The organism is Herbaspirillum sp. WTB6, assembly GCF_057457785.1.
In genome coordinates this window covers 3,522,938-3,544,145 of the sequence record NZ_CP176522.1, presented here as the reverse complement: position 1 = coordinate 3,544,145, position 21,208 = coordinate 3,522,938, and the positions used below count along the sequence as shown (strand labels likewise).

General features: G+C 61.6%; 19 protein-coding genes and 1 pseudogene. 17 read left to right on the top strand and 3 right to left on the bottom strand.

Annotation, left to right across the window (positions count from 1 at the left end; all coding sequences use genetic code 11):
• The first annotated feature begins 16 nt into the window (after positions 1–16).
• The 4 genes and pseudogenes from ACK2VC_RS16600 to ACK2VC_RS16585 all read left to right on the top strand — a co-directional run bounded on the left by ACK2VC_RS16600 (position 17) and on the right by ACK2VC_RS16585 (position 4,991).
• Complete coding sequence (locus ACK2VC_RS16600) at positions 17–1,576, top strand: PAS domain-containing sensor histidine kinase (protein ID WP_486731483.1); 1,560 nt, start codon at positions 17–19, stop codon at positions 1,574–1,576.
• On the top strand, positions 1,573–2,229 hold the full coding sequence (locus ACK2VC_RS16595; protein WP_486731482.1) for a response regulator: 657 nt from the start codon (positions 1,573–1,575) through the stop codon (positions 2,227–2,229). The genes ACK2VC_RS16600 and ACK2VC_RS16595 overlap by 4 nt, the downstream gene beginning before the upstream one ends.
• A gap of 480 nt (positions 2,230–2,709) precedes the next feature.
• Positions 2,710–3,264, top strand: a pseudogene (locus tag ACK2VC_RS16590) (GGDEF domain-containing protein); the annotation flags it as partial.
• Positions 3,265–3,410: 146 nt separating this feature from the next.
• Positions 3,411–4,991 (top strand): GGDEF domain-containing protein, encoded by a 1,581-nt coding sequence (locus ACK2VC_RS16585; RefSeq protein WP_486731481.1) that lies wholly within the window; start codon positions 3,411–3,413, stop codon positions 4,989–4,991.
• A gap of 143 nt (positions 4,992–5,134) precedes the next feature.
• Here ACK2VC_RS16585 and ACK2VC_RS16580 read toward each other — a convergent pair whose 3' ends face one another.
• Complete coding sequence (locus ACK2VC_RS16580) at positions 5,135–6,130, bottom strand: IS30 family transposase (protein WP_486730009.1); 996 nt, start codon at positions 6,128–6,130, stop codon at positions 5,135–5,137.
• Between the two features lie 199 nt (positions 6,131–6,329).
• Here ACK2VC_RS16580 and ACK2VC_RS16575 point away from each other — a divergent pair, with 199 nt between their 5' ends.
• Complete coding sequence (locus ACK2VC_RS16575) at positions 6,330–6,617, top strand: type II toxin-antitoxin system RelE/ParE family toxin (RefSeq protein WP_486731480.1); 288 nt, start codon at positions 6,330–6,332, stop codon at positions 6,615–6,617.
• Positions 6,618–6,965: 348 nt separating this feature from the next.
• On the opposite strand, the gene ACK2VC_RS16570 is transcribed toward ACK2VC_RS16575, so the two are convergent.
• A complete protein-coding gene (locus ACK2VC_RS16570; protein ID WP_486731479.1) occupies positions 6,966–8,099 on the bottom strand; it encodes a GSU2403 family nucleotidyltransferase fold protein in 1,134 nt (377 codons plus the stop codon).
• A 304-nt stretch (positions 8,100–8,403) separates the two neighbouring features.
• Here ACK2VC_RS16570 and ACK2VC_RS16565 point away from each other — a divergent pair, with 304 nt between their 5' ends.
• From ACK2VC_RS16565 to ACK2VC_RS16530, 8 genes are all read left to right on the top strand, one after another.
• Positions 8,404–9,873: a flagellin N-terminal helical domain-containing protein gene (locus ACK2VC_RS16565; RefSeq protein ID WP_486731478.1), complete on the top strand. Its 1,470-nt coding sequence runs from the start codon at positions 8,404–8,406 to the stop codon at positions 9,871–9,873.
• 98 nt (positions 9,874–9,971) lie between these two features.
• Positions 9,972–10,334 carry a flagellar protein FlaG gene (locus ACK2VC_RS16560; RefSeq protein WP_486731477.1) on the top strand — a complete coding sequence of 121 codons (363 nt, stop codon included), beginning with the start codon at positions 9,972–9,974 and terminating at the stop codon, positions 10,332–10,334.
• Between the two features lie 97 nt (positions 10,335–10,431).
• The gene (gene fliD / locus ACK2VC_RS16555) at positions 10,432–12,429 is read left to right on the top strand and encodes a flagellar filament capping protein FliD (protein WP_486731476.1); all 1,998 of its coding nucleotides are present in this window, start codon (positions 10,432–10,434) and stop codon (positions 12,427–12,429) included.
• Between the two features lie 13 nt (positions 12,430–12,442).
• The gene (fliS, locus tag ACK2VC_RS16550; RefSeq protein WP_486731475.1) at positions 12,443–12,925 is read left to right on the top strand and encodes a flagellar export chaperone FliS; all 483 of its coding nucleotides are present in this window, start codon (positions 12,443–12,445) and stop codon (positions 12,923–12,925) included.
• Between the two features lie 4 nt (positions 12,926–12,929).
• Positions 12,930–13,265, top strand: a complete 336-nt coding sequence (locus tag ACK2VC_RS16545) for a flagellar protein FliT (protein WP_486731474.1) — start codon at positions 12,930–12,932, stop codon at positions 13,263–13,265.
• Positions 13,266–13,303: 38 nt separating this feature from the next.
• Positions 13,304–14,293, top strand: coding sequence for a flagellar hook-length control protein FliK (gene fliK / locus ACK2VC_RS16540; protein ID WP_486731473.1), 990 nt, complete (start codon positions 13,304–13,306; stop codon positions 14,291–14,293).
• On the top strand, positions 14,277–14,576 hold the full coding sequence (locus tag ACK2VC_RS16535) for an EscU/YscU/HrcU family type III secretion system export apparatus switch protein (RefSeq protein ID WP_486731472.1): 300 nt from the start codon (positions 14,277–14,279) through the stop codon (positions 14,574–14,576). Before fliK ends, ACK2VC_RS16535 begins: the two co-directional genes overlap by 17 nt.
• Positions 14,577–14,733: 157 nt before the next feature.
• The gene (locus ACK2VC_RS16530; protein WP_486731471.1) at positions 14,734–15,492 is read left to right on the top strand and encodes a flagellar brake protein; all 759 of its coding nucleotides are present in this window, start codon (positions 14,734–14,736) and stop codon (positions 15,490–15,492) included.
• 335 nt (positions 15,493–15,827) lie between these two features.
• Here the strand turns inward: ACK2VC_RS16530 and fliE are convergent, their stop codons facing one another.
• Positions 15,828–16,175 (bottom strand): flagellar hook-basal body complex protein FliE, encoded by a 348-nt coding sequence (fliE, locus tag ACK2VC_RS16525; RefSeq protein WP_486731470.1) that lies wholly within the window; start codon positions 16,173–16,175, stop codon positions 15,828–15,830.
• A 219-nt stretch (positions 16,176–16,394) separates the two neighbouring features.
• On the opposite strand from fliE, the gene fliF reads away from it, so the two are divergent.
• Genes fliF through fliI form a run of 4 tightly spaced genes read left to right on the top strand, consistent with a single transcriptional unit; the run spans position 16,395 to position 21,108 of the window.
• The gene (gene fliF, locus ACK2VC_RS16520) at positions 16,395–18,062 is read left to right on the top strand and encodes a flagellar basal-body MS-ring/collar protein FliF (protein WP_486731469.1); all 1,668 of its coding nucleotides are present in this window, start codon (positions 16,395–16,397) and stop codon (positions 18,060–18,062) included.
• Positions 18,055–19,050, top strand: a complete 996-nt coding sequence (fliG, locus tag ACK2VC_RS16515; protein WP_486731468.1) for a flagellar motor switch protein FliG — start codon at positions 18,055–18,057, stop codon at positions 19,048–19,050. Before fliF ends, fliG begins: the two co-directional genes overlap by 8 nt.
• Positions 19,043–19,684 (top strand): flagellar assembly protein FliH, encoded by a 642-nt coding sequence (locus ACK2VC_RS16510; protein WP_486731467.1) that lies wholly within the window; start codon positions 19,043–19,045, stop codon positions 19,682–19,684. The genes fliG and ACK2VC_RS16510 overlap by 8 nt, the downstream gene beginning before the upstream one ends.
• Positions 19,681–21,108, top strand: a complete 1,428-nt coding sequence (gene fliI / locus ACK2VC_RS16505; RefSeq protein ID WP_486731466.1) for a flagellar protein export ATPase FliI — start codon at positions 19,681–19,683, stop codon at positions 21,106–21,108. The genes ACK2VC_RS16510 and fliI overlap by 4 nt, the downstream gene beginning before the upstream one ends.
• The last annotated feature ends 100 nt before the right edge of the window (positions 21,109–21,208 follow it).

Below are 21,208 nucleotides of genomic sequence, written 5' to 3'. Positions count from 1 at the left end.
TCGCCGCGCACACGCCATGACCAAAACACCGGCTTCCCCACTGCGCCACCGCGCGCGGCCAACGGATAGCGCCGCCAATCGCGCCATAGACCAGATGCGGGCGGAATGGCTGGTGCCGGTGATGCAAGGCGCCTTCAACGAAATCTACGCAATCGACTGTGACAGCCTGCGCCTGCTGTACCTGAATCCGGCCGCCTGCGCCAATCTGCAATATCCGCAGCACCTGCTGGCTGGCATGACATTGCTGGATGTGGCCGGCAATCTGGATCAGGAAAGTTGCCGCCGAATCCTGCAGCCGCTGCACGACGATGGCGCGGCACAGGTCACGCTGGATACCATGCTGACGCGCCACGACGGCACCCGCTATCCGACCGAATTGCGGCTGCTGCGCTCGACGCTCGGGCCGGCACCGGTATTCATCGCGATCGGCAACGATCTTAGTTCGCGCTATGAGTCGGCCCATGCACTGCGGCTGAGCGAGGCGCGTTTTCGCGCCATCGTCTCCAACACTCCAGGTTTGGTCTACCAGCTCCTGCGGCAAGCGGATGGTAGCGTCGCCTTCCCTTATCTGAGCGGCGGCTGTCATGCGCTGCTGGGCGTTGCCGCCGAGCGGCTGCGTACCGATGCGACGCTGTTCCTGCAACTGATCCTGGCCGAAGACCGACCTTCCTGGCTGGAATCGATGGCCGCCTCCGCCGCCGACATGACAGCCTGGAACTGGGAAGGCCGCATCTGGATCGAGGCCTGGAAGGACATCAAGTGGATCAATCTGCGCGGCACGCCGCGCGCCCTGGAGGGTGGCCTGGTGCAATGGGAAGGCATCATGACCAACATCACCGAAAGCAAGCTGGAACAAGCCGAAATCACGCGTTCGCGCGCGCAGTTGGCAGAATTGTCGGCGCATGTCGAAAACGTGAAAGAGCAGGAGCGCACCCGCATCGCGCGCGAAATCCACGACGACCTGGGCGGTAACCTGACCGCGATCAAGATGGCGCTGGCGCTCCTGGCGCGCCGTCTGCCGGCAGGCGACACCGCACTGGCCGCCAAGGCAGCGTACCTCGATGCACTGGTCGATCGCACCATCGAATCGGCGCACCGCATTTCGGGCGACCTGCGTCCGGGCGTGCTTGACTTCGGCATCGTCGCAGCAATCGACTGGCAAGCGAAGGAATTTGAAAAGCAGGCAGGCATCCCCTGTATTTTCAGCCCGGAAATGAGCGAGCTGGATCTGCATCCGGACCAGGCGGCCGCGCTGTTTCGCATCTTCCAGGAGGCGCTCACCAATATCGGCAAGCACGCACATGCGACCCGGGTGCGCGTGCGGCTTGGCAAAAACCGGCATGGGGTGCTTCTTGAAATCAAGGACAACGGACGTGGCATCGCCGCCACCGACCGCCTGAAACCGAATTCCTTCGGCATTCGCGGCATGACTGAACGTGCCAGTGCGCTGGGCGGCAGCCTCAGCGTCAGTGCCGAACCCGGCGGCGGCAGCCTGGTGGCGATCCGGATCCCGCTGCCAGCCATGGCGGCACCAGAATCACAACACAACAGCAATCAGCAGTACAGATCGTCATGACCAGCAAAAATTCAGCAAAAAAAATAAAAGTCCTGATCGCCGACGACCACGCCATCGTGCGCGAAGGCCTGAAACAGATCCTGGCGGACACCACCGACATCGCGGTTGCCGGCGACGCCGAAAACGGCTTCGAAGCGATCAAGCTGATCCGGCGCGGCCCCAGCGACGTCATGTTGCTCGACATTTCCATGCCCGACCGCAGCGGCATCGATGTCCTGAAACAGTTGAAGAAGGAATTTCCCAAGCTGGCGGTGCTGATGCTGTCGATGCACCGCGAAGATCAATATGCGATCCGGGCGCTGAAGGCCGGCGCCGCCGGCTATCTCAACAAGCAAAGCGCTCCGGCCGAACTGGTCACCGCGATCCGGCAGGTCGCCACCGGCCGCAAATACGTTAGCCCCGCACTGGCCGAAGAACTCGCCAACCAGGTGGGCGAGGACCACGAACGGCCGCTGCATGCCACGCTCTCCGACCGCGAGTATCAGACCATGACCATGATCGCCTCCGGCAAGACCGTCAGCGACATTGCCGCCGAGCTGGCGCTCTCGGTCAAGACCATCAGCATGTACCGCTCGCGCGTGCTGCAAAAAATGAAGTTGCGGCACAACGCCGAACTGACGCATTACGCGATCAAGAACCAACTGGTGGACTGATGTCGCACGCTTGCCGTTCCCGCGAAAGCGGGAACCAAGTGTCGCGCGCCATGTGAGATCAATCCCGTTCGGGCCGGCTGGGAAGAACGCCGCTGGGCTCCCGCTTGGCTCCCCGGGAACGACAGGCTGGGCAGGTTCGTAACCGAAGCCATGGCCAGCCCCCGAAACCTCAAATTGCACCCCCTTTCTGCCGCTACTCCCGGCATCAATGCGCGCCTTGATCCCATAACATGATTCCCACAGCCAGAAAATCTCGATCCGGGAGCGCTCATGCAGGCCACACAAATCAGCTCAAGCTATTCTTCCGCATCAAATCCGGTCGATGTCGGCTTCGAGGTTTTGCGTCGACTGGCAGCACGCCGCATCGCCCCCACTCCGGACGCCTATCGCGCACTGTATGACGAAATCGCCGGGACCGCGTCGCATCAGGCCGAAACCGTACTGGCGCGTTTCGGCAAGAGCCGCGGGCGCGCTCCGTACGACGCGCAAGATGCCAACACCCGCATACGCGCACTGGAATCGCGGCTAGAACAACTGAACGAACTGGTATGCGAAGACCAGTTGACCGGCAGCCTGAACCGGCGTGGCCTGGACGATATGCTTTCGCGCGAACTGAGCCGCGCCAATCGGCGCGGCACGCCTTTGTGCGTGGCGATGCTCGACCTTGACGATTTCAAGCAACTGAACGACACCCACGGCCATTGCGTCGGTGACGAAGTGCTGGTGCACCTGGTGCAAGTCATCAAGCAGACCTTACGCAGCATGGATACCGTGGCCCGCTTCGGTGGCGAGGAATTTCTGATCCTGCTGCCTGATACCACGCTGGAAGCCGCCAGCCTGGCGCTGGCACGCCTGCAGCAAAAGCTGGCCGAACAGGTCTTCATTCACAAGCGCCAGCGGCTGCCGATCACCTTCAGCGCCGGCATCGCCCTGCGCGCCGCCAATGAAGGACGGCCGGCGCTGGTGGCGCGCGCTGATGCCGCGCTGTACGCGGCCAAGCAGGCAGGTAAAAACCGCGTCGTGTACGCGGTCTGACCACGATATAGCCGTTGATCGAAAAAACAACAGAAACGCACAAAATACCGGAAACGACAGAATCTTCCAGAATCGCGGCGCCAAATCGCGCGATCATGCCGGGCTAGCATTATTGCACTGCAAAATTGCACAACCCACTTATCGTTATGCCCGCCAAGCCACCCAAGTCCGTCCAGCACAACGCCGCCGACATCGCGCGCGAAGCGTTCCATCGCTTGGCGGCGCAACGCATTGCCCCCACCCCGGATGCCTACCGCGCGGTCTACGATGAAATCGGCGGCCTGCCCGCGCAGACGGACGCGGAAACCATCCTCTCCGCACTGGCTACCAGGCTCGCAGCCGGGAGCGGCGATGTTGCCGAGCTCGGCCGCCGTTGTGTCCAGGCACGCGCGCAAGGCAATTGGCAAGACTGCGGCGAACAACTGATCCAACTGCTGGAACAACATCTGGCGCCGGCAGCGGCCGCCATCGACGTTGCGCCAGAGCCGATGGCGACCCTGCCGCCATCGGTCATCCTCACCGGTGCCCAGGGCAACCTGCTGCGCGACATGCTGGTGCGCTCGCTCAATCTGGCGCTGACGGCGCAACTGCAGCACGCCCCGCACCTGATGGCCGAAGCGCAGGCGCTGGCCGCCAGCATCAAGGAGGCCGACAGCACCGAAGCGCTAAACCAGGCCGCCGGCCGGTTGCGCCAACTGTGCTTGCACATCGAACAGGACAGCGAAGACACGCAGCACCAGCAGGAGATGTTGCTGCGGCTGTTCCGGTTGCTGCTGGACAACGTCAAGGAACTGGCCGAAGAAGACAGCTGGCTGGCCGGCCAGATCGCCAGCGTGCAGGCGCTGCTTGCCGGCCCGATCGATTCCGCCGCCTTGCAGGATGCCACGCGCAGCCTGAAGGAAGTGATCTACCAGCAAGGCGTATTGAAGCAAAGCCTGACCGAAGCCAAGGTCACGGTAAAGCACATGATGCTAACTTTCATCGAATGCCTGTCGGCCACCGCCGCCACCACGCGCGACTATCACCAGAAGATCGAGCACTACACGACTGAAATCAGCCGCACCGACGACATCGGCAAGCTCAACACCATCCTGCACGACGTGATGCGCGAAACGCTGCTGTTGCAAAGCGAAGCGCTACGCTCGCGCGACCAGATGCTGCATGCCCAGCAAGCCGCGCACAGCGCGGACGACCGCATCAAGGCGCTGGAAACGCAACTGGCGCAAATGAGCGAACTGGTGCGCGAAGACCAGTTGACCGGCAGCCTCAACCGGCGCGGCCTGGACGGCGTTTTCGAGCGCGAGCTGGCGCGCGCCGACCGCCGCGGCACGCCGCTGTGCATCGCCATGCTGGACCTCGATGACTTCAAGCGCATCAACGATTCGCACGGCCATGCCGCCGGCGACGAAGCGCTGATCCACCTGGTGCGCGTGATCAAGGACACCCTGCGCACGATGGATGTCATCGCCCGCTTCGGCGGCGAGGAATTCCTGATCCTGCTGCCCGACACCGTGCTGGAATCGGCCAGCGCCACCATCACCCGCCTGCAGCGCGAACTGACCAAGCGCATCTTCCTGCACAACCACCAGCGCATCCTGATCACCTTTTCCGCCGGCCTCGCCTTGCGCGCCGCGGGCGAAGACCAGAAATCCCTGATCCGGCGCGCCGACGCCGCCTTGTACAAAGCGAAGAAGGCCGGTAAAAACCGGGTGGTCAGCGCCGGCTGAACGGCGCCGCCAAATCGCTTGCTGCAACGGGCCACGCTTTGCGCGGCTTCCGCATACAAACAATATACTCCCAGTGGATGACATTCTTACCGGAAATAAAATGGCGGATTTATCAACATACTCCACCAAACTGCGCGGCGGTTTCAAACACGAAGTGCAACATAGGCTAAATCCAGAGGAAGTGTAGCAAGGTTGTAAAAGACCTCATGCGGGGTTCTGTAACCAAGGCATTTGCGGGGGCGGTGGTTGAGTTTGTCGACGGCGGCCTGGAGCGCTTGCTGGCTGACGGTTTTCAGATTGGTGTTCTTCGGGAAATACTGCCGGAGCAAGCCATTGGTGTTTTCATTCAGGCCGCGCTCCCAGGAATGATAGGGGCGGGCAAAGTAGACATCGGCCCGCAGGCGGGCACTGATCAAGGCGTGGTCGGCGAATTCCGATCCGTTGTCGAAGGTGATGGTGTGGCACACCCGCCGATGCGGGCTGAGCAAATCGACCACCACCGCACCCACGCCCTCGGCCTGCTTGCTGTTGGCTGGGGCGGCCAGGGTGAAGCGCGACCGCCGTTCCACCAGCGTCACCAGCACCCCTTGCTGGCCTTTGCCAATCACGGTGTCGCCTTCCCAATCGCCCAGCCGCAGGCGTTGCTCGACCATCAGGGGACGATGCTCGATGCCGATCCGGCCCGGCAGGATTCCCCGACGCCGCCGGCCGCTGCCGTGGCGCTGGCGCCGGGGTTTCTGGCTGCGCAAGTGCCGGATCAAATCGCCGCCGCCACGCCGATCGGCGTAGATCCGTTGATAGACGCTCTCATGACTGATGCCGATCGGGCTGCCCCGTTCCAGCGTCAGGCGGTGGATCGCTTGTTCGGGCGACAGGTCCAGGCGGATATAGGCCTGAACCGCCAACCAGGCGGCGTCGGCAACCCGGCTCGCATTACGACTGTTCTGTTGCCGTGCCAAGGCTTTATCGTGTGCCTGGCCAGGCCGCCATTGATGCACGCCCCGGTTGCGCCGCAGTTCGCGACTGATCGTCGAGCGATGCCGCCCCAGCCGGCGCGCAATCTCGCTGACTGAATGATCGTCTGCCTGCAGTTCGTGAATTTGGTATCGTTCGTCTCGGGTGAGGTGTGTATAGCGCATATTCGGCAACTTTCGACTGGCTGGTCAAAGGGTTCGAATGCTAGCGCATCTCGCCCTCCTTCCGTTGATCGGTGTTGCACTTCGTGTTTGAAACCGCCCGCTCGAACAATGCCGGCAACCTGATTCCAGCGGCCGAGGTCGAAGCCAAGTTCGCGGCCAAGCGGGCAGCAACGCGCCGCCGGCTTGAAGCATCCACCAAATGATGGAACTGCTTTGGACGCCCGAGGCGACACAAGACCGCGACGAAATCCATGACTTCATCGAGACCGACAACCGGGCCGCCGCGCTGGCTCTCGATGAACTGTTTGCAGAGAAAGCCGGCCGCCTGGTCGATCATCCCGGCCTGGGTCGGCTTGGCCGCGTTGCCGGCACCCGCGAGTTGGTAGCGCATCAAAATTACATCCCTATCTATGATTCGGCCGGCGATCTGGCGCGGGTGCTGCGCGTACTGCACACCGCCAGACAGTGGCCGTCAAGAACGCATTAGACAATGCCGCCTGGGCAATCGCCATACGGCTTGATACCGCTCAGTTAAACGAACTTCCGAGAGAATGTCATTCCACGACAGCGGAAATTCAGCGGCGTGATGAACGAACATCACTGCCCCCTTGCAGGGCGCGTTTCCGCTGGCAAGCGCAAACCGTTTCGCAGGCAGACAGCGGGCTGCCTGAATTCCCTGCTATGCTCCGCGCGGGGACAACCCGGAGAAATATTTCGTCTTAACTGAACCGCATTAGCGCATGCGGCCGCGTTGTCAGCCTTGCGTGTGCACGGCTATCGCGGCGAAAACTGCTATCTGACATTTCGGTACGGCAGCGCGTTTGGCGAATTTGGCTTACTCGCTCCAGAGCACCGCCTGATCGAGTTCCGGCGCGACTCTTAGCAAGGCGGCGCGGCCCTGCAGGGCGCGCTCCTTCCAGCCTTTGCCGCGCCCCAGCGCATCTTTCCAGGCGGCGTTGAACAGATCGGCCTGCCCCGACTCGTGGAAGTAACTCACCAGGCTGGTAGCCTGCAAGATGTCCTTGTTTGCCTTGACGCGTTCGCTGACCGGGCGCTCTCCATACACGATCAGCTTGTGAATGGCGAGACGTTCCGGTGCCGGCAGGTTGACCACGCAGGAGCCGGCAGTGCCGAATACGCAGCCTTGCGTGGTTTGTTCCAGCGAAAACTCCATGAATTTCAAAGGCTCCAAGGCCAGGTTGAGTTCGGGCAGGACGACGGTTTTGTTATCCCTGGTCATGCTGGTGACAAAGTCGATCCGCAATTCCTGATCGTTTGGATTGCGATACTGGGCGCCGGCCGCGCCGTTGAACTGAGAAATGGGCAACAGGCCCATTTCGAGGGATTCCAGCGCACCATGGACATCAAGCTGGATGGAGGCAGGCAGCGCCACCGAAATATTACGGCCGGCAGGTGCAAAATCGACGTCCAGGGTGGCGGCGCCATCCAGCCAGCGTACGCCAAGCATGTTGCCGATCGCCAGGAAGGCATGGGTGCCGATCAATATGCCGCCGGCGCGGAAGAATCCGTATTCGGAAAGGCGCTTGATGATCCTGAAATGCTTGGGCGCGATCGGGGTGCAGCCCAGGGCAATGGCCGAGCGGGCTGCCGGCGCGAGCGGTTTGTCCTGGCGGATTTCGGCGAACCTGGCGACCAGCGCCCGGACCCGGGCCTCGTCGGGGCCGACGTATGCCATCCTGAGCTTCTGGTCGGTATCGCGGTAAGCAAAATACCAATACGACTTTCCCTTGCGTTCGAGCTTGTGAAAACTTCCCGCCAGTCCTGCCAACGCATTGGTCATTTCAAACGCGCGTGTCTGCTCGAACAATTCGGCATAAGCGGTTTGGGCAGAGAGGTTGAGTTCGGAAAATCTCATGGCAACTCCAGTTGCTAAACATTTTAGCGAATTGTTTAGCAATGAGCGTAGAGAATTTCCCTGGCCGTCCAGATTGAGGAGCCAGGCAAGCATGAATGCCTGCGCCCAATCGACACCAAATCGAAAATCTGAAGGGTTTTTGGCGAATTTATATCTTCGCGCGAAGCGGTTAATTGCTTAAAGATTTCCGAAATGCAAGCCGACAAAACAAGCACCTGGCCTGAGTTCGGGTGAGGCTGGAAGAAAAGAAAGTTTCCGAAAAATTTCAGAAACGCTCAACTTTTTCCAGCCGCGTCCGATATCACATCCAACGACGGCTTGCGCCAATCAAAAAAGCGCATACCGACAATGAAAGTGCTCAGGTCGGACATCATCGGCCCATTACAGGAGAATCAACATGGCTGCTTTTATCAATACCAATATTGCGTCGTTGAATGCACAACGCAATCTGAACACCTCGCAGTCCTCGCTCGCCACCTCGCTGCAACGTCTATCCTCCGGCCTGCGCATCAACAGTGCCAAGGACGACGCTGCCGGTCTGGCCATTTCCGATCGGATGACTTCGCAAATCCGCGGCCTCAACCAGGCGGTCCGCAATGCCAACGATGGCATCTCGCTGGCACAAACAGCGGAAGGCGCGCTGGGCGAAATCACCAACAACCTGCAACGAATTCGCGAACTGGCGGTACAGTCGGCCAACGCCACCAACAGCGCCAGCGACCGCGCTTCGCTGGATGCGGAATCGAGCCAGTTGATTGCGGAAATCACGCGGGTTGCCAGCCAGTCGTCGTTTAACGGCTTGAATCTTCTGGATGGATCCTTTCAAAACCAAGCATTTCAGGTCGGCGCCAACGCAAATCAGACGATTTCCATCAGCTCGATCGCCGATTCGCGCGCAACTGGGTTGGGCAGCAACGTATTGCAAGTGGGCGGGACAGCGATGAATGTTGCTACCGCTGCTGCCGCCGACATCTCGGGCGGCAACGGAGTTGCTGCCCAAAACGCAATGACGGTTAATACGGCTAACGGTGGCACCACCTCTGCATTTAACATAGCTGTCGGAAGCAGTGCCAAAGCGATCGCTGCAGCCATTAACGCCTCTGCTAGCAATGTTGGCGTAACGGCTACGGCCACTAACAGCGCTACCTTGAGCAGCCTTGGCGCCGCCGGCACCGTCAGCTTCACGCTCGGCGGTACCGCCTCCGCCGCCATTTCCGCAGTTGTCGCGGATCCAACCGATCTGACGTCACTGGTCGCAGCCATCAACGGCGCATCGGGAACCACCGGGGTCACCGCCACTTTCACCAGCACATCGGCGAAAAATGGGATTACCTTGACTAGCTCCGATGGTAGCGATATCAGCATTCTGAACTTTGCTAACGACGGCGCTACCAAGACAGTTGACTTCTCTGGCAAAACGTTGACTGGTGGTGCAGCAACAGATTCGTCGATCAAAACCGGGTCGGTATCTCTTAGCAGCAGCAAGGGTGCCATCACTTTAGGTAGCACTACCGGTGGAACTGTGTTTAATACCACAACGAGTTCCTTTTCATCGGTAGCCAGCCTCAGTCTCACCAGCGCCACCAATGCACAATCCGCGATTGCCGTGCTAGACGCGGCGCTGGCCCAGACCAACAGCTCGCGGGGTGACCTCGGCGCCTATCAGAACCGTTTTTCGTCGGCAATTTCAAACCTGCAGACGACTTCGGAAAACCTGTCCGGCGCACGCAGCCGGATTCAGGACGCCGATTTTGCGTCGGAAACTGCCACCTTGACCCGTGGTCAGATTTTGCAGCAGGCTGGCACCGCGATGCTGGCACAAGCCAACTCATTGCCAAACGGCGTGCTGGCCCTGCTGCGTGGCTGATCGGCGCAGCTCGCATGACCCGACCTAGGTCGGGGTAATTCAGGAATATTCCCCGTCCGGCTTAACCCGGACGGGGTGTTCCCATTTAAGGAGCGATCATGGAAATTCGATCGATAGCCACGTCTTCTACATCGCAGCCGCCAGTCACAGAAAAAGCAGCTACAGCGGCTGCGGCCAAGTCCGCCGCCCTGGCAACGACGGCAAATCCTGCTCCAGAGGCTGCCGTGCCGGCTCCCGACAGCGCGCAACTGTTGCAGGCAGTTGGTCATCTGAACCAAACGATGAAAACTCGCGAATCCGGATTGGAGTTTTCGATCGACGAAGAATCGCATCGTACCGTGGTCAAAGTGGTCGATCAGCAAACGAAAGAATTGATCCGCCAGATGCCGTCGGCGGAAGCCCTGGAAATCGCCAAGGCGCTGGATCGGGTGCAGGGCATGTTAATCAACCAAAAAGCATGATGGCCTGCACAGCGAACTAGACCCGAAAAACCCATCTCAAGTCGAATTTGATTCGGCCGATAACGGGGTATATTGTCACTTTTCAGCAGGAGGCCACGTGGGTATTTCCTCCCCCGGCGTCGGATCCAATCTCGATATCAATTCCATCATCAACCAGTTGATGCAGGTGGAAAGCAAACCGCTGGTGGCGCTTGCCAAAAAAGAGGCGAGTTACCAGGCAAAGCTGTCAGCCTTCGGTAGCCTATCGGGGGCACTGACCTCGTTCCAGACGACGCTAGCTGGCTTGAGTGATCTTTCCAAATTCCAACAACTAGCCAGCGCCAGCAGCGATTCGACAGTCGCCACCGCCACCACTGCCAAAGGTGCGGCGGCCGGCAAATACAGCATCAACCTGACCCAATTGGCGCAGCAGCAGTCGCTGGCCGGCAAGGGCATGGCTTCGACCACCGCCTCGATCGGCGGTGGCGACGCCACTACTATCCGCTTTCAATTCGGCACCATCAGCGGCGGCACACTAAGCAATGGCGTGTATACCGGTGCCAGCTTCGCGGAAAACCCCGATCAGCCCTCCGGCAGCATCACCATCGACAGCAGCAATAATTCGCTGCAAGGCATCCGCGACGCAATCAACAAGGCTGGCCTGGGCGTGACCGCCACTGTCGTCGCCGATGGCAGCGCGGAACCAAATCGGCTGGTACTGACTTCGGACAAGACCGGCGCCGCCTCCAGCATGCGGATCACGGTCGATGGCGACGCGGCGCTGCAGGATTTGTTGGCCTATGATCCCGATACTGCCAGCGGCGGCACGCAAAAGCTAACCCAAACCAGCGCCGCGCAAAACGCGCAACTGACAATCAACGGCATCGCCGTCACCAGCGCCACCAATGTCATCGCAGGCGCGATCGAGGGCGTGACGCTAACTGCAAGCAAAATCGGCAGCACCGATATTTCGATTACCCGCGATACCGGTGCCATCGAAAAAAACGTCAATGCGTTCGTTAAATCCTATAACGACCTGAATGCAGCGTTGAAGATGTTGGCTGGATACAACGCTGACGCAAAGACCGGCGGCCTACTGATCGGCGACTCGACCGTGCGCACGATCCAGACCGGATTGCAGAGGATGTTTGCGGCACCGCCTGCAGGGCTGGGAGGGTCACTGACGCAACTGTCGCAAATCGGCGTCTCCTTTCAGAAAGACGGTACGCTTACGCTCGATTCGGGAAAGTTGCAAAAAACGATCGCCAGCAATTTCAACGACATCGGCAAGCTGTTTGCCGTCGCCGGCACCGCTTCCGACAGCTTGATCAGCTATGCCGGCTCGACTCTGGCCACCAAGGCCGGCAGCAATGCGATCAACATCACCACGCTGGCGACCAAGGGGCAGCTGGTCGGTTCGGCGGCGGCCAACACCACCATTACCGCGGGAGTGAACGACGAACTGACGCTGACACTCAATGGCATCAAGTCCACCTTCAAGCTGACCGCCGGTTCCTACAACGCGGCGTCGCTAGCGGCTCATCTGCAGGCGACCATCAACGGCGTCAAGGATTTTTCGGCGGCAGGCTTCACGGCCAAGGTCAGCCAGACCGATGGCGTCCTGACGATCATGTCCGAACGCTACGGCTCGGCGTCCACGGTCACGCTCAGCGGCAGCGGGGCCGCCGAGTTGCTGGGCACCGAGCCAACTGCCACCGACGGCGTCGACGTCGCCGGCACCATCAATGGCATTGCCGCCAGCGGGTCCGGCCAGTTCCTGACCAGCACCGATGGCCTGAAACTCCAGGTTACTGGCGACACCTTGGGCAATCGAGGGACACTGGATTTTTCGCAAGGCTATGCTTCGCAACTGGGCAAACTGGTCGACGGCTTCCTGGGCAGCGAAGGCCTGATCTCCAGCCGCACCGATGGCCTGAACAGCAGTATCAAGGATATCGGCAAGAACCGCGATGCACTGAATCTGCGCTTGACCAACATCGAGGCGCAGTACCGCAAGCAATTCACCGCGCTCGACGTCATGCTTTCCAATATGAACTCAACCAGCAATTACCTGACTCAGCAGTTGGCGGGACTAGCCAACCTCAATAAACAATAAGCGGAGAAAGCACATGTTCGGATCGACCAGAAACGGCGCCAACGCCTACGCCAAAGTTGGAATCGAAACCGGGGTGGCGGCCGCCAGCCCGCACAAGTTGATCGTGATGCTGTTCGACGGCGCGCTGCTGTCGGTCGCCACCGCCCTGCAAAAAATGAAGGATGGTGACATCGCCGGCAAGGGCCAGGCGATCTCCAAGGCCATCGCCATCATCGACAGCGGCTTGCGCGCCAGCCTGAACAAGGAGGTTGGCGGCGAAATCGCCATCAGCCTGGATGCGCTGTACGACTACATGGGGCGGCGCTTGCTGGCGGCGAATATCGGAAACCAGCCGGCGATCCTGGATGAAGTACACGGCTTGTTGGCCGAGCTGAAAGGCGCCTGGGAAGCGATCGGCGAAACCGCCAATCCTGCTCAGCCAATGCCGGCGGCAGCGCCGAAAATGCCGGCCTACGACGCGCTGGCGCCGCGCATGTCCAACCTGGTGAGGGCCTGAACCGATGAATAGCCAGGAAGTCATTTCCCTGTACGAAACCGTCGCCGGCATCACGACACAGATGCTGGCCGCAGCCCGCAGCGGCGACTGGGATCAGTTGGTGGCGCTGGAAAACCATTGCAACCATCATGTGCAGCGGCTGCAAAACGGCGAGCCGCCGGAGCCGCTGACCGGCACGGTGCGCCAGCGCAAGGTCGAGATCATTCAGAAAATCCTGGCCGACGACCGCGAGATTCGCAACATCACCGAACCGTGGATGCAGCAATTGTCCGCGTTAATGAAGAATGCCGGAACCGAACGCAAACTGACCCAGGCGTACGGGACGCAACAAGCGAGCTGAGCATGCTGCCGCGGGCCGACTTGTCCAGCATTCGACCCGTGCTTGCGATCGATGCGCCGCCTGCGGTCGTCACGATTGCCGACTCCAAACACGAAACCGTCAGCCGCCTGGCGCAGATTGCGCTGGGCCAGCAGGTGCAGGCCAAGGTACTGTCGGCACTGGAGGATGGCACTTTCCTGGTGCGGCTGGAGGGCGCCACGGCGCGCATGAATCTGCCGGCTGACGCCAAGGTTGGCCAGTCCTTGCTGCTGACGCTCACCGGCACCATACCGCGCCCAACTTTTTTGCTGGGCAGCGCCGGCAATCCGGCCGCCACCGCCAACGTCAGCGCCGCCGGCCGCCTGATCGATCATCTGCTGCAAGGCGCGCGGCAAGGGAATGCCCCGGCCAGCTTGCAGGGCAGCGCGCCGCTGCTGCAGACGCCACCCTCGGCCTCAGCAACCCAACCGGCCCAGATCGCCAACGCCTTGCGCGACGCGGTGGTGTACAGCGGATTGTTCTATGAATCCCATGTAGCCCAATGGGCCGCCGGTAGCCGCAGCCTGGCGCAATTGCTGCGCGAGCCGCAGGCGCGGGAGCCACTGCAGGACCCCAGGTTGCCGGACGCCAGGCTGCTGACCGCGAATCCGCCAGGCGCGGCACGTGCCGAGACCTCTCCCTCGCACCAACTGATCCCGCTGCAGCTGGACACGCTGGAAAACCAGCGCGTGCTGTGGCGCGGCGAACTGTGGCCGGGGCAGACGCTGGAATGGGAAATCGGCAAGGACGCGCCGCAAGGCGGCGATCCCGCGGCGCCGGATGCGGAGCCATCCTGGCAAAGCGTGGTGCATTTCGAGCTGCCGCTCCTGGGCAAGGTAAGCGGAGCGATCCGGCTGGTTGGCCAGCGCTTGCACATGCAATTGCGCACTGAAACCGACACCGCTGCCCTTGCCCTGCGCGCGCACGGCCCCCGCTTGTCTGAAGCCTTGAACGCGGCCGGCTCGACCCTCGATTCTCTGACGGTGAAACGCGATGCCGCCGAACCCTGAAGCACCGCCGATCGTGCCGCCCAGCGCGGTGGCGCTGGCCTATCAGAGCGGCGACGGCGCACCGAAAGTGGTGGCCAAGGGGCGCGGTCTGCTGGCCGAACAGATCATTGCGCGCGCCCGCGAGCACGATGTGTTCGTGCATGAATCGAAGGAGCTGGTGGCGCTGTTGATGGAGGTGGAACTGGATGACCAGATCCCGCCGGCGCTGTACCGGGCGGTGGCGGAACTGCTGGCATGGCTGTATCAGGTCGATGCTGCGCAAAAGGCCGAGGGCGGAGTATGATGGCGCAATGTTGCCGTGTGGAACCAGATGCAAGGGCGGAGTTGGTTGACGCCTTTCGTCATTCGATTCAGCCGGCAATTGCGACCATGGGCAAAAATGAATCTGCCAAATCAGCCCCGCCACATCCCTTGCCGCTCCGACCTTACTGACTACCTCGATGCCAGATCACGACGACTTCCAGTCACTCGACTTAAGCGACTACGAAATCCACTCGCGGCGCGAAATCATCAATATCCTGCGCAGTCTGGGCGAATGCAATCAATTGATCCAGTTGCGGCTCGAGGGCGGCGCCGACACCATCGTGACCTCGGTGCTGGCGGTCGAGGACGGCGCGGGCGAGGTGGTGATCGACTGCGCGCCCAGTTCGACTGTTAACCAGCGCATCCTGGCCAGCGAGCGGATTTTCTTTGAAACCGTGCTCAACAATATCCGCATCCTGTTTCAGACCGGCGCCGCCAGCGCCTGCCAGCACCAGGGCGGCCCCGCCCTGCGCGTGCCGATTCCACCGGTACTGATACGGCTGCAGCGGCGCGAGTTTTACCGCGTACCAACTCCGACCGTCAACCCGCTGCTGTGCGACATCCGCAGCGGTCAAGGCGAGGACGAGCGCGTCATCACCCTGCCCCTGCACAACATCAGCGGCGGCGGTATTGCCCTGATGGATGAACACAAGTTGCTGAACCCGACCATTGGCTTCATCTATCCGGATTGCCGCATCCAGTTGCCAGCCGGAACGCTGGTGCAGACCGCACTGGAAATCCGCAACACGCGCGACCTGACGCTGGCCAACGGCAAGAATACGCGCCGCGTGGGTTGCCGCTTCGTCAACTTGCCCAGTGCCATGCTGAATGCGGTGCAGCGTTACATCACCAGCCTGGAACGCGAACAGAACGCGCGCCATGCCGGGATGGGATGAGCTGCTCGCAGGCGTTCACCAAGATAGGAAGCATGGCGGCCGGCTTACATACTGGCCACCCAAACTATCAATTCCGGCGGAAAAATGGTGATATAGAAAACATACTCCACCGCCTCTGTAAATTAGGGTCAGAGTCGAATTATTTTCGGAACTTTTCTGGCGATTGCGCGAAATCCGTGAAAGCAGGGTCGGAGTAATTTGCGCCATGAAGCCGGTGCAAAAAAACTCCGACCCTGGTTTCACTCGGCTTGCGCCTGTTGCGGACAGGACGCCCGTAAGTCAGAGTCGAATTGTTTGACTCCGCTACCACTTGCGCCCGCTGGTCCGAACTGTGCCTATACCTGCATATTCATGATGTCGTGGTAGGCCGATACCAGCTTGTTGCGCGCCTGTACCGTGGCCTGGAAGGTGATGCTGGCCTTTTGCATCGAAATCATCATGTCCGACAGACTGACCTTGTCGTCGCCCAGGGCGAAATCCTTGGCCATTTGCTCCGATTTCCGCTGCACACCGTTGACCGAATCCAGCGACGCCTTCAAGGCATCGGCAAAACCGGGCCTGGTTACCGGTTCCTGCGGCTGCGGCTGCAGCGGATTGGCGACCCCCTGGGTACGTGCCGCGGCCGCTTTCAGTTGCGCCACCATGGCTTCGATCCTGCTGGTGTCTATGGCTCCTACGCTCATTGCATTGCTCCCCTGCTGGCTGGCGCCATGCGCCGCAATGACAGCACGTTAACACGGGCGCGCTTTGGCTTCGCCCTCGAACAGCGCAAGAAATATTGCTCTATTCCAACGATTGAAATACGCTGGCGGAACGACAATCGGCATAAGGCTAAAAGCGTAACCAACGAGGCATCAGGTGAATCCAGACATTTTCAATCAATCCGGCGGCGGGAGCGCACCATGGCGGTAGCAGCAGACGGCACGGTTACTCCCGGCCTGATGGGGCTGACGCAAACGCCGGGCGCGCGCAACGCGCTGCTGGCGGTGGCGGCAGCGGCCATCGTCGCCGTCATGGCTGGTGTCTGGATGTGGAGCCAGGCGCCGGATTACCGCATCCTGTTTTCGAACTATTCGGATCGCGATGGCGGCGCCATCGTCGCCGCGCTGCAGCAGATGAACGTTCCGTACAAGTTCGCCGAAGGCGGCGGCGCCATCCTGGTGCCGGCCAACCAGGTGTACGACGCGCGGCTGAAGCTGGCTTCTCAGGGCTTGCCGAAAGGCGGCGGGGTCGGCTTCGAACTGATGGAGAACCAGAAGCTGGGCGTGTCCCAGTTCCTGGAACAGGTGAATTTCCAGCGCGCGCTGGAAGGCGAGCTGGCCCGTTCGATCCAGGCGGTGGCGGCGGTGCAGTCGGCGCGCATCCACCTCGCCCTGCCGAAGGCCTCGGTATTCGTGCGCGAGCAGCAGGCGCCGACCGCATCGGTATTGCTGAACTTGCACCCGGGCCGCACGCTGGACCAGCAGCAGGTCAGCGCCATCGTTCACCTGGTGGCCAGCAGCGTGCCGAACCTGCCGCCAAAGAACGTCACGTTGGTCGATCAGAATGGCAACCTGCTGTCGGAATCGGACAAGAAAACCCGCGCCAACGGCCTCGATCCGACCCAGTTGAAATACGTGCAGGAGCTGCAGCAAAGCATCGCGCAGCGGGTCGAATCGATCATCACGCCGATCGTCGGCCCCAACAACGTGCGCGCCGAAGCCACCGCCGATGTCGATTTTTCGCATAGCGAACAGGCGGCGGAAATCTACAAGCCGAACCAGACGCCGGATTCCGGCGCGGTGCGCAGCCTGCAAAGCAGCGAATCGGCGACGCCCGGCAGTGCCAACGCCGGCGGCATTCCGGGTGCGCTGTCGAACCAGCCGCCGGCGCCGGCCACCGCACCAATCACCGTGACAACGACTGCCACTGCAGCCAACGCCAGAACCACGCAGCAATCGGCCGCCGGCACTCCGCCGCAGAATACGCACAAGGAATCGACCGTCAATTACGAAGTCGATAAAACCATCCGTTACGTGCAGCAGCCGATGGGCGGCGTGAAAAGGCTGTCGGTCGCGGTGGTGGTGAATTACAAGCGTGAACTGGATGCCGATGGCAAGATGATCAGCCGCCCGCTCTCCGACGCCGAGAAAACCCAGATCACCGATCTGGTCAAGGAAGCCATGGGTTACAACAAGGATCGCGGCGATACCCTGAACGTGGTCAACAGCCCGTTCGCCGGCGTGGAAATGGAAATCGTCGCCGATGTACCGCTGTGGAAACGGCCGGAAGCGCTGGATATGGCGAAACAGGGCGGCAAGTATCTGTTGGCCGGTCTGGTTCTGCTGTACCTGTTCTTCGCCTTCCTGCGCCCCACCTTGCGCAAGCTGACCGCGCCGACGTCAGCCGCGCTGCCGGCGCCTCCGAGCGAGGACGCCGTGGTGCGCCTGTCCGCTCCCGCGCAGGAAGGGGCGCCGGAGCGCCTGCCGCGTACTTATCAGAACAATCTGGACATGGCCAAGCAATTGGCGCGCGACGATCCGAAAGTGGTGGCTAATGTCGTCAAGGCGTGGGTGAACGGCAATGAGTGAACTCGGTATCCAGAAAGGCGCGATCCTGATGCTGGCGCTGGGCGAGGATGAGGCCGCCGAAGTGATGAAATACCTCGGCCCGCGCGAAGTGCAGAAACTGGGCGCCGCGATGTCGGTGATGAAGGGCGTCGCCAGCGAAGACCTCGATTCGGTGCTGAACGAGTTCCGCAACGAAACCGAGCTGCAGACCTCGCTTGGCGTCGATTCGGACGAATACATCCGCACGGTGCTGACTAAGGCGCTCGGCAGCGACAAGGCGTCGTCGCTGTTGAACCGGATTCTCGGCGGACGCGACGCTTCTGGCATCGAAAGCCTGAAATGGATGGATGCGCAGTCGGTGGCCGACCTGATTCGCAACGAGCATCCACAAATCATCGCCACCATCATGGTGCATCTGGAGCGCTACCATGCCTGCGAAGTGCTGGACCAGTTCACCGAACGGCTGCGCAACGATGTCGTACTGCGCATCGCCACGCTGGACGGGGTGCAGCCAGCGGCCTTGCGCGAGTTAAATGAAGTGCTGACCAAGCTCCTGGCCGGTAACGAGAACCTGAAGAAAAAACCGATGGGCGGGATACGCGCCGCCGCCGAAATCCTCAACTTCCTGTCCGGCGAAAACGAAGCGGCGGTGATGGAAAACCTGAAGAATTACGATCCCGACATGGCGCAGCGGATCATGGACGAGATGTTCGTGTTCGACAACATCATGGACATCGACGACCGCGGCATCCAGATCATCCTGCGCGAAGTGCAGTCGGAATCGCTGATCATCGCGCTGAAAGGCGCGCCCGGGGAATTGCGCGAGAAAATCTTCAAGAACATGTCGCAGCGCGCGGCCGAGATGATGCGCGAGGACCTGGAATCGAAAGGCCCGGTGCGTCTGTCCGAGGTCGAGGCGCAGCAGAAGGAAATCCTGCAGATCGTGCGCCGCCTGGCCGACGAAGGCCAGATCATGCTGGGCGCCAAGGGGGACGATGCGTATGTCTAGCACGGTGATCCCGAAAGAACAGATGTCGGCCTTCCAGCGATGGGAAATGGCTTCGTTCAACGAGCGTCCGGCCGCGTCGGCGCCGGAAGCTACCCGCCCCAGCATCGAACAGATCGCCGAAATCCGCGAAGCGGCGCGCAGCAAAGGCCACGCGGAAGGTCTGGCCGAAGGCCGCGCCGCCGGGCTGGCGCAAGGCCGGGCTGAAGCCGCCGCCGAAACGCAGCGGCTGCGGCAGATCGCCGAAACCTTCGGCCACGAAGTGGCGCGCGCCGATGAAGTGATTGCCCAGCAAATGCTCGATCTGGCGCTGGATCTGGCCAAAGCGATGCTGAAAACGGCGCTCGCGGTACGGCCGCAACTGGTGCTGCCGATCGTCGCCGAAGCGATCCATTACCTGCCCGCGCTGCAGCAACCGGCAAGCCTGTTCCTGCATCCGGAAGATGCACTGCTGGTGAAAAGCCACATGGATGACGAGTTGCAAAAGGCCGGCTGGCGGGTGGCCGACGATGCCCAACTGGAACGCGGCGGCTGCCGCATCGAAACCGCCAGCAACCAGATCGATGCCTCCACTGGCAGCCGCTGGCAGCGCATCGCCGCTGCGCTGGGCAAGGAATCGGAGTGGCTCGACGCATGAGCCCGAACCCCGCCACGCCGGCTGCAGGGCTGTCGCGCCACGGCGCGCGCTGGCAAGCCTACCTGCGCGACTGCCGCGCGCTGGCCGCACTGGCCGAGCCGATGCTGGTTTCGGGGCGTGTGACGCGCGTGGCCGGGCTGGTGATGGAAGCGGTCGGGCTCAAGCTGGCGGTCGGCAGCGCCTGCACCGTGCCGCTGCCGAATGGCGCGCGGCTGGAGGCGGAAGTGGTCGGCTTTGACGGCGAGCGGCTATTTTTGATGCCGCAAAGCGACGTCGAAGGCATCGTGCCCGGCACCCGCGTGTTTCCGGTGGAAGTGGTGCAAAGCCTGCCGCGCCCGGGCGCGGTCAACCATCCACGGCGCCGCCCGAGCGACCGCGGCCGCCACCTGCCGGTCGGCGATGAATTGCTGGGGCGGGTGCTGGACGGCGCCGGCCGCCCGCTGGACAACCTTGGTCCGCTGCATGCGGCCAGTTCGGCACCCCTGAACGTACGCGCCGCCAATCCGCTGACGCGGGCGCCGATCGTGGACATCCTCGATGTCGGCGTACGCGCGATCAACAGCATGCTGACGGTCGGCCGTGGCCAGCGCATGGGGCTGTTCGCCGGCTCCGGCGTCGGCAAAAGCGTGCTGCTCGGCATGATGGCGCGCTACACCAGCGCCGACGTGATCGTGGTCGGCCTGATCGGCGAACGCGGCCGCGAAGTCAAGGAATTCATCGAGCAGATTCTCGGCCGCGAAGGCCTGGCGCGCTCGGTGGTGGTGGCCGCTCCGGCCGATACGCCGCCGCTGATGCGCATGCAGGGCGCGGCCTACGCTACCGCAATCGCCGAGCATTTCCGCGACCAGGGCAAGCACGTGCTGCTGATCATGGATTCGCTGACCCGCTATGCGATGGCGCAGCGCGAAATCGCGCTGGCGATCGGCGAGCCGCCCGCCACCAAGGGCTATCCGCCGTCGGTATTCGCCAAGCTGCCGGCGCTGGTCGAGCGCGCCGGTAACGGCAAGCAAGGCGGCGGCTCGATCACCGCCTTCTACACTGTGCTGACCGAGGGCGACGACCAGCAGGACCCGATTGCCGACGCCGCGCGCGCGATCCTGGACGGCCACATCGTCTTGAACCGGGTGCTGGCCGAAGGCGGCCACTATCCGGCGATCGACATCGAGCAATCAATTTCGCGCGCGATGCACACCATCACCTCCGCCGAGCACCAGGCAAAAACGCGGCGGCTGAAGCAGCTCTACTCGCGCTACCAGCGCAACCGCGACCTGATCGCGGTCGGCGCCTACAGCCCCGGCAGCGATCCGGTGCTGGATGAAGCGATCGCGCTCAACAGCAGAATCGAAGCCTTCCTGCAGCAGGGCATCCCGGAACGGGCCGGCGTTGCCGAAAGCTTGGCGCAACTTACCGCTCTGTTTGGCTGATCAAGGCATGGAGAGGCAAAATATAATCAGGGGCATTGAGGATGTTTCTCGACCCCAGCGCCCAATGAAACGGAGTATGCGACCAATATATTCATTACTG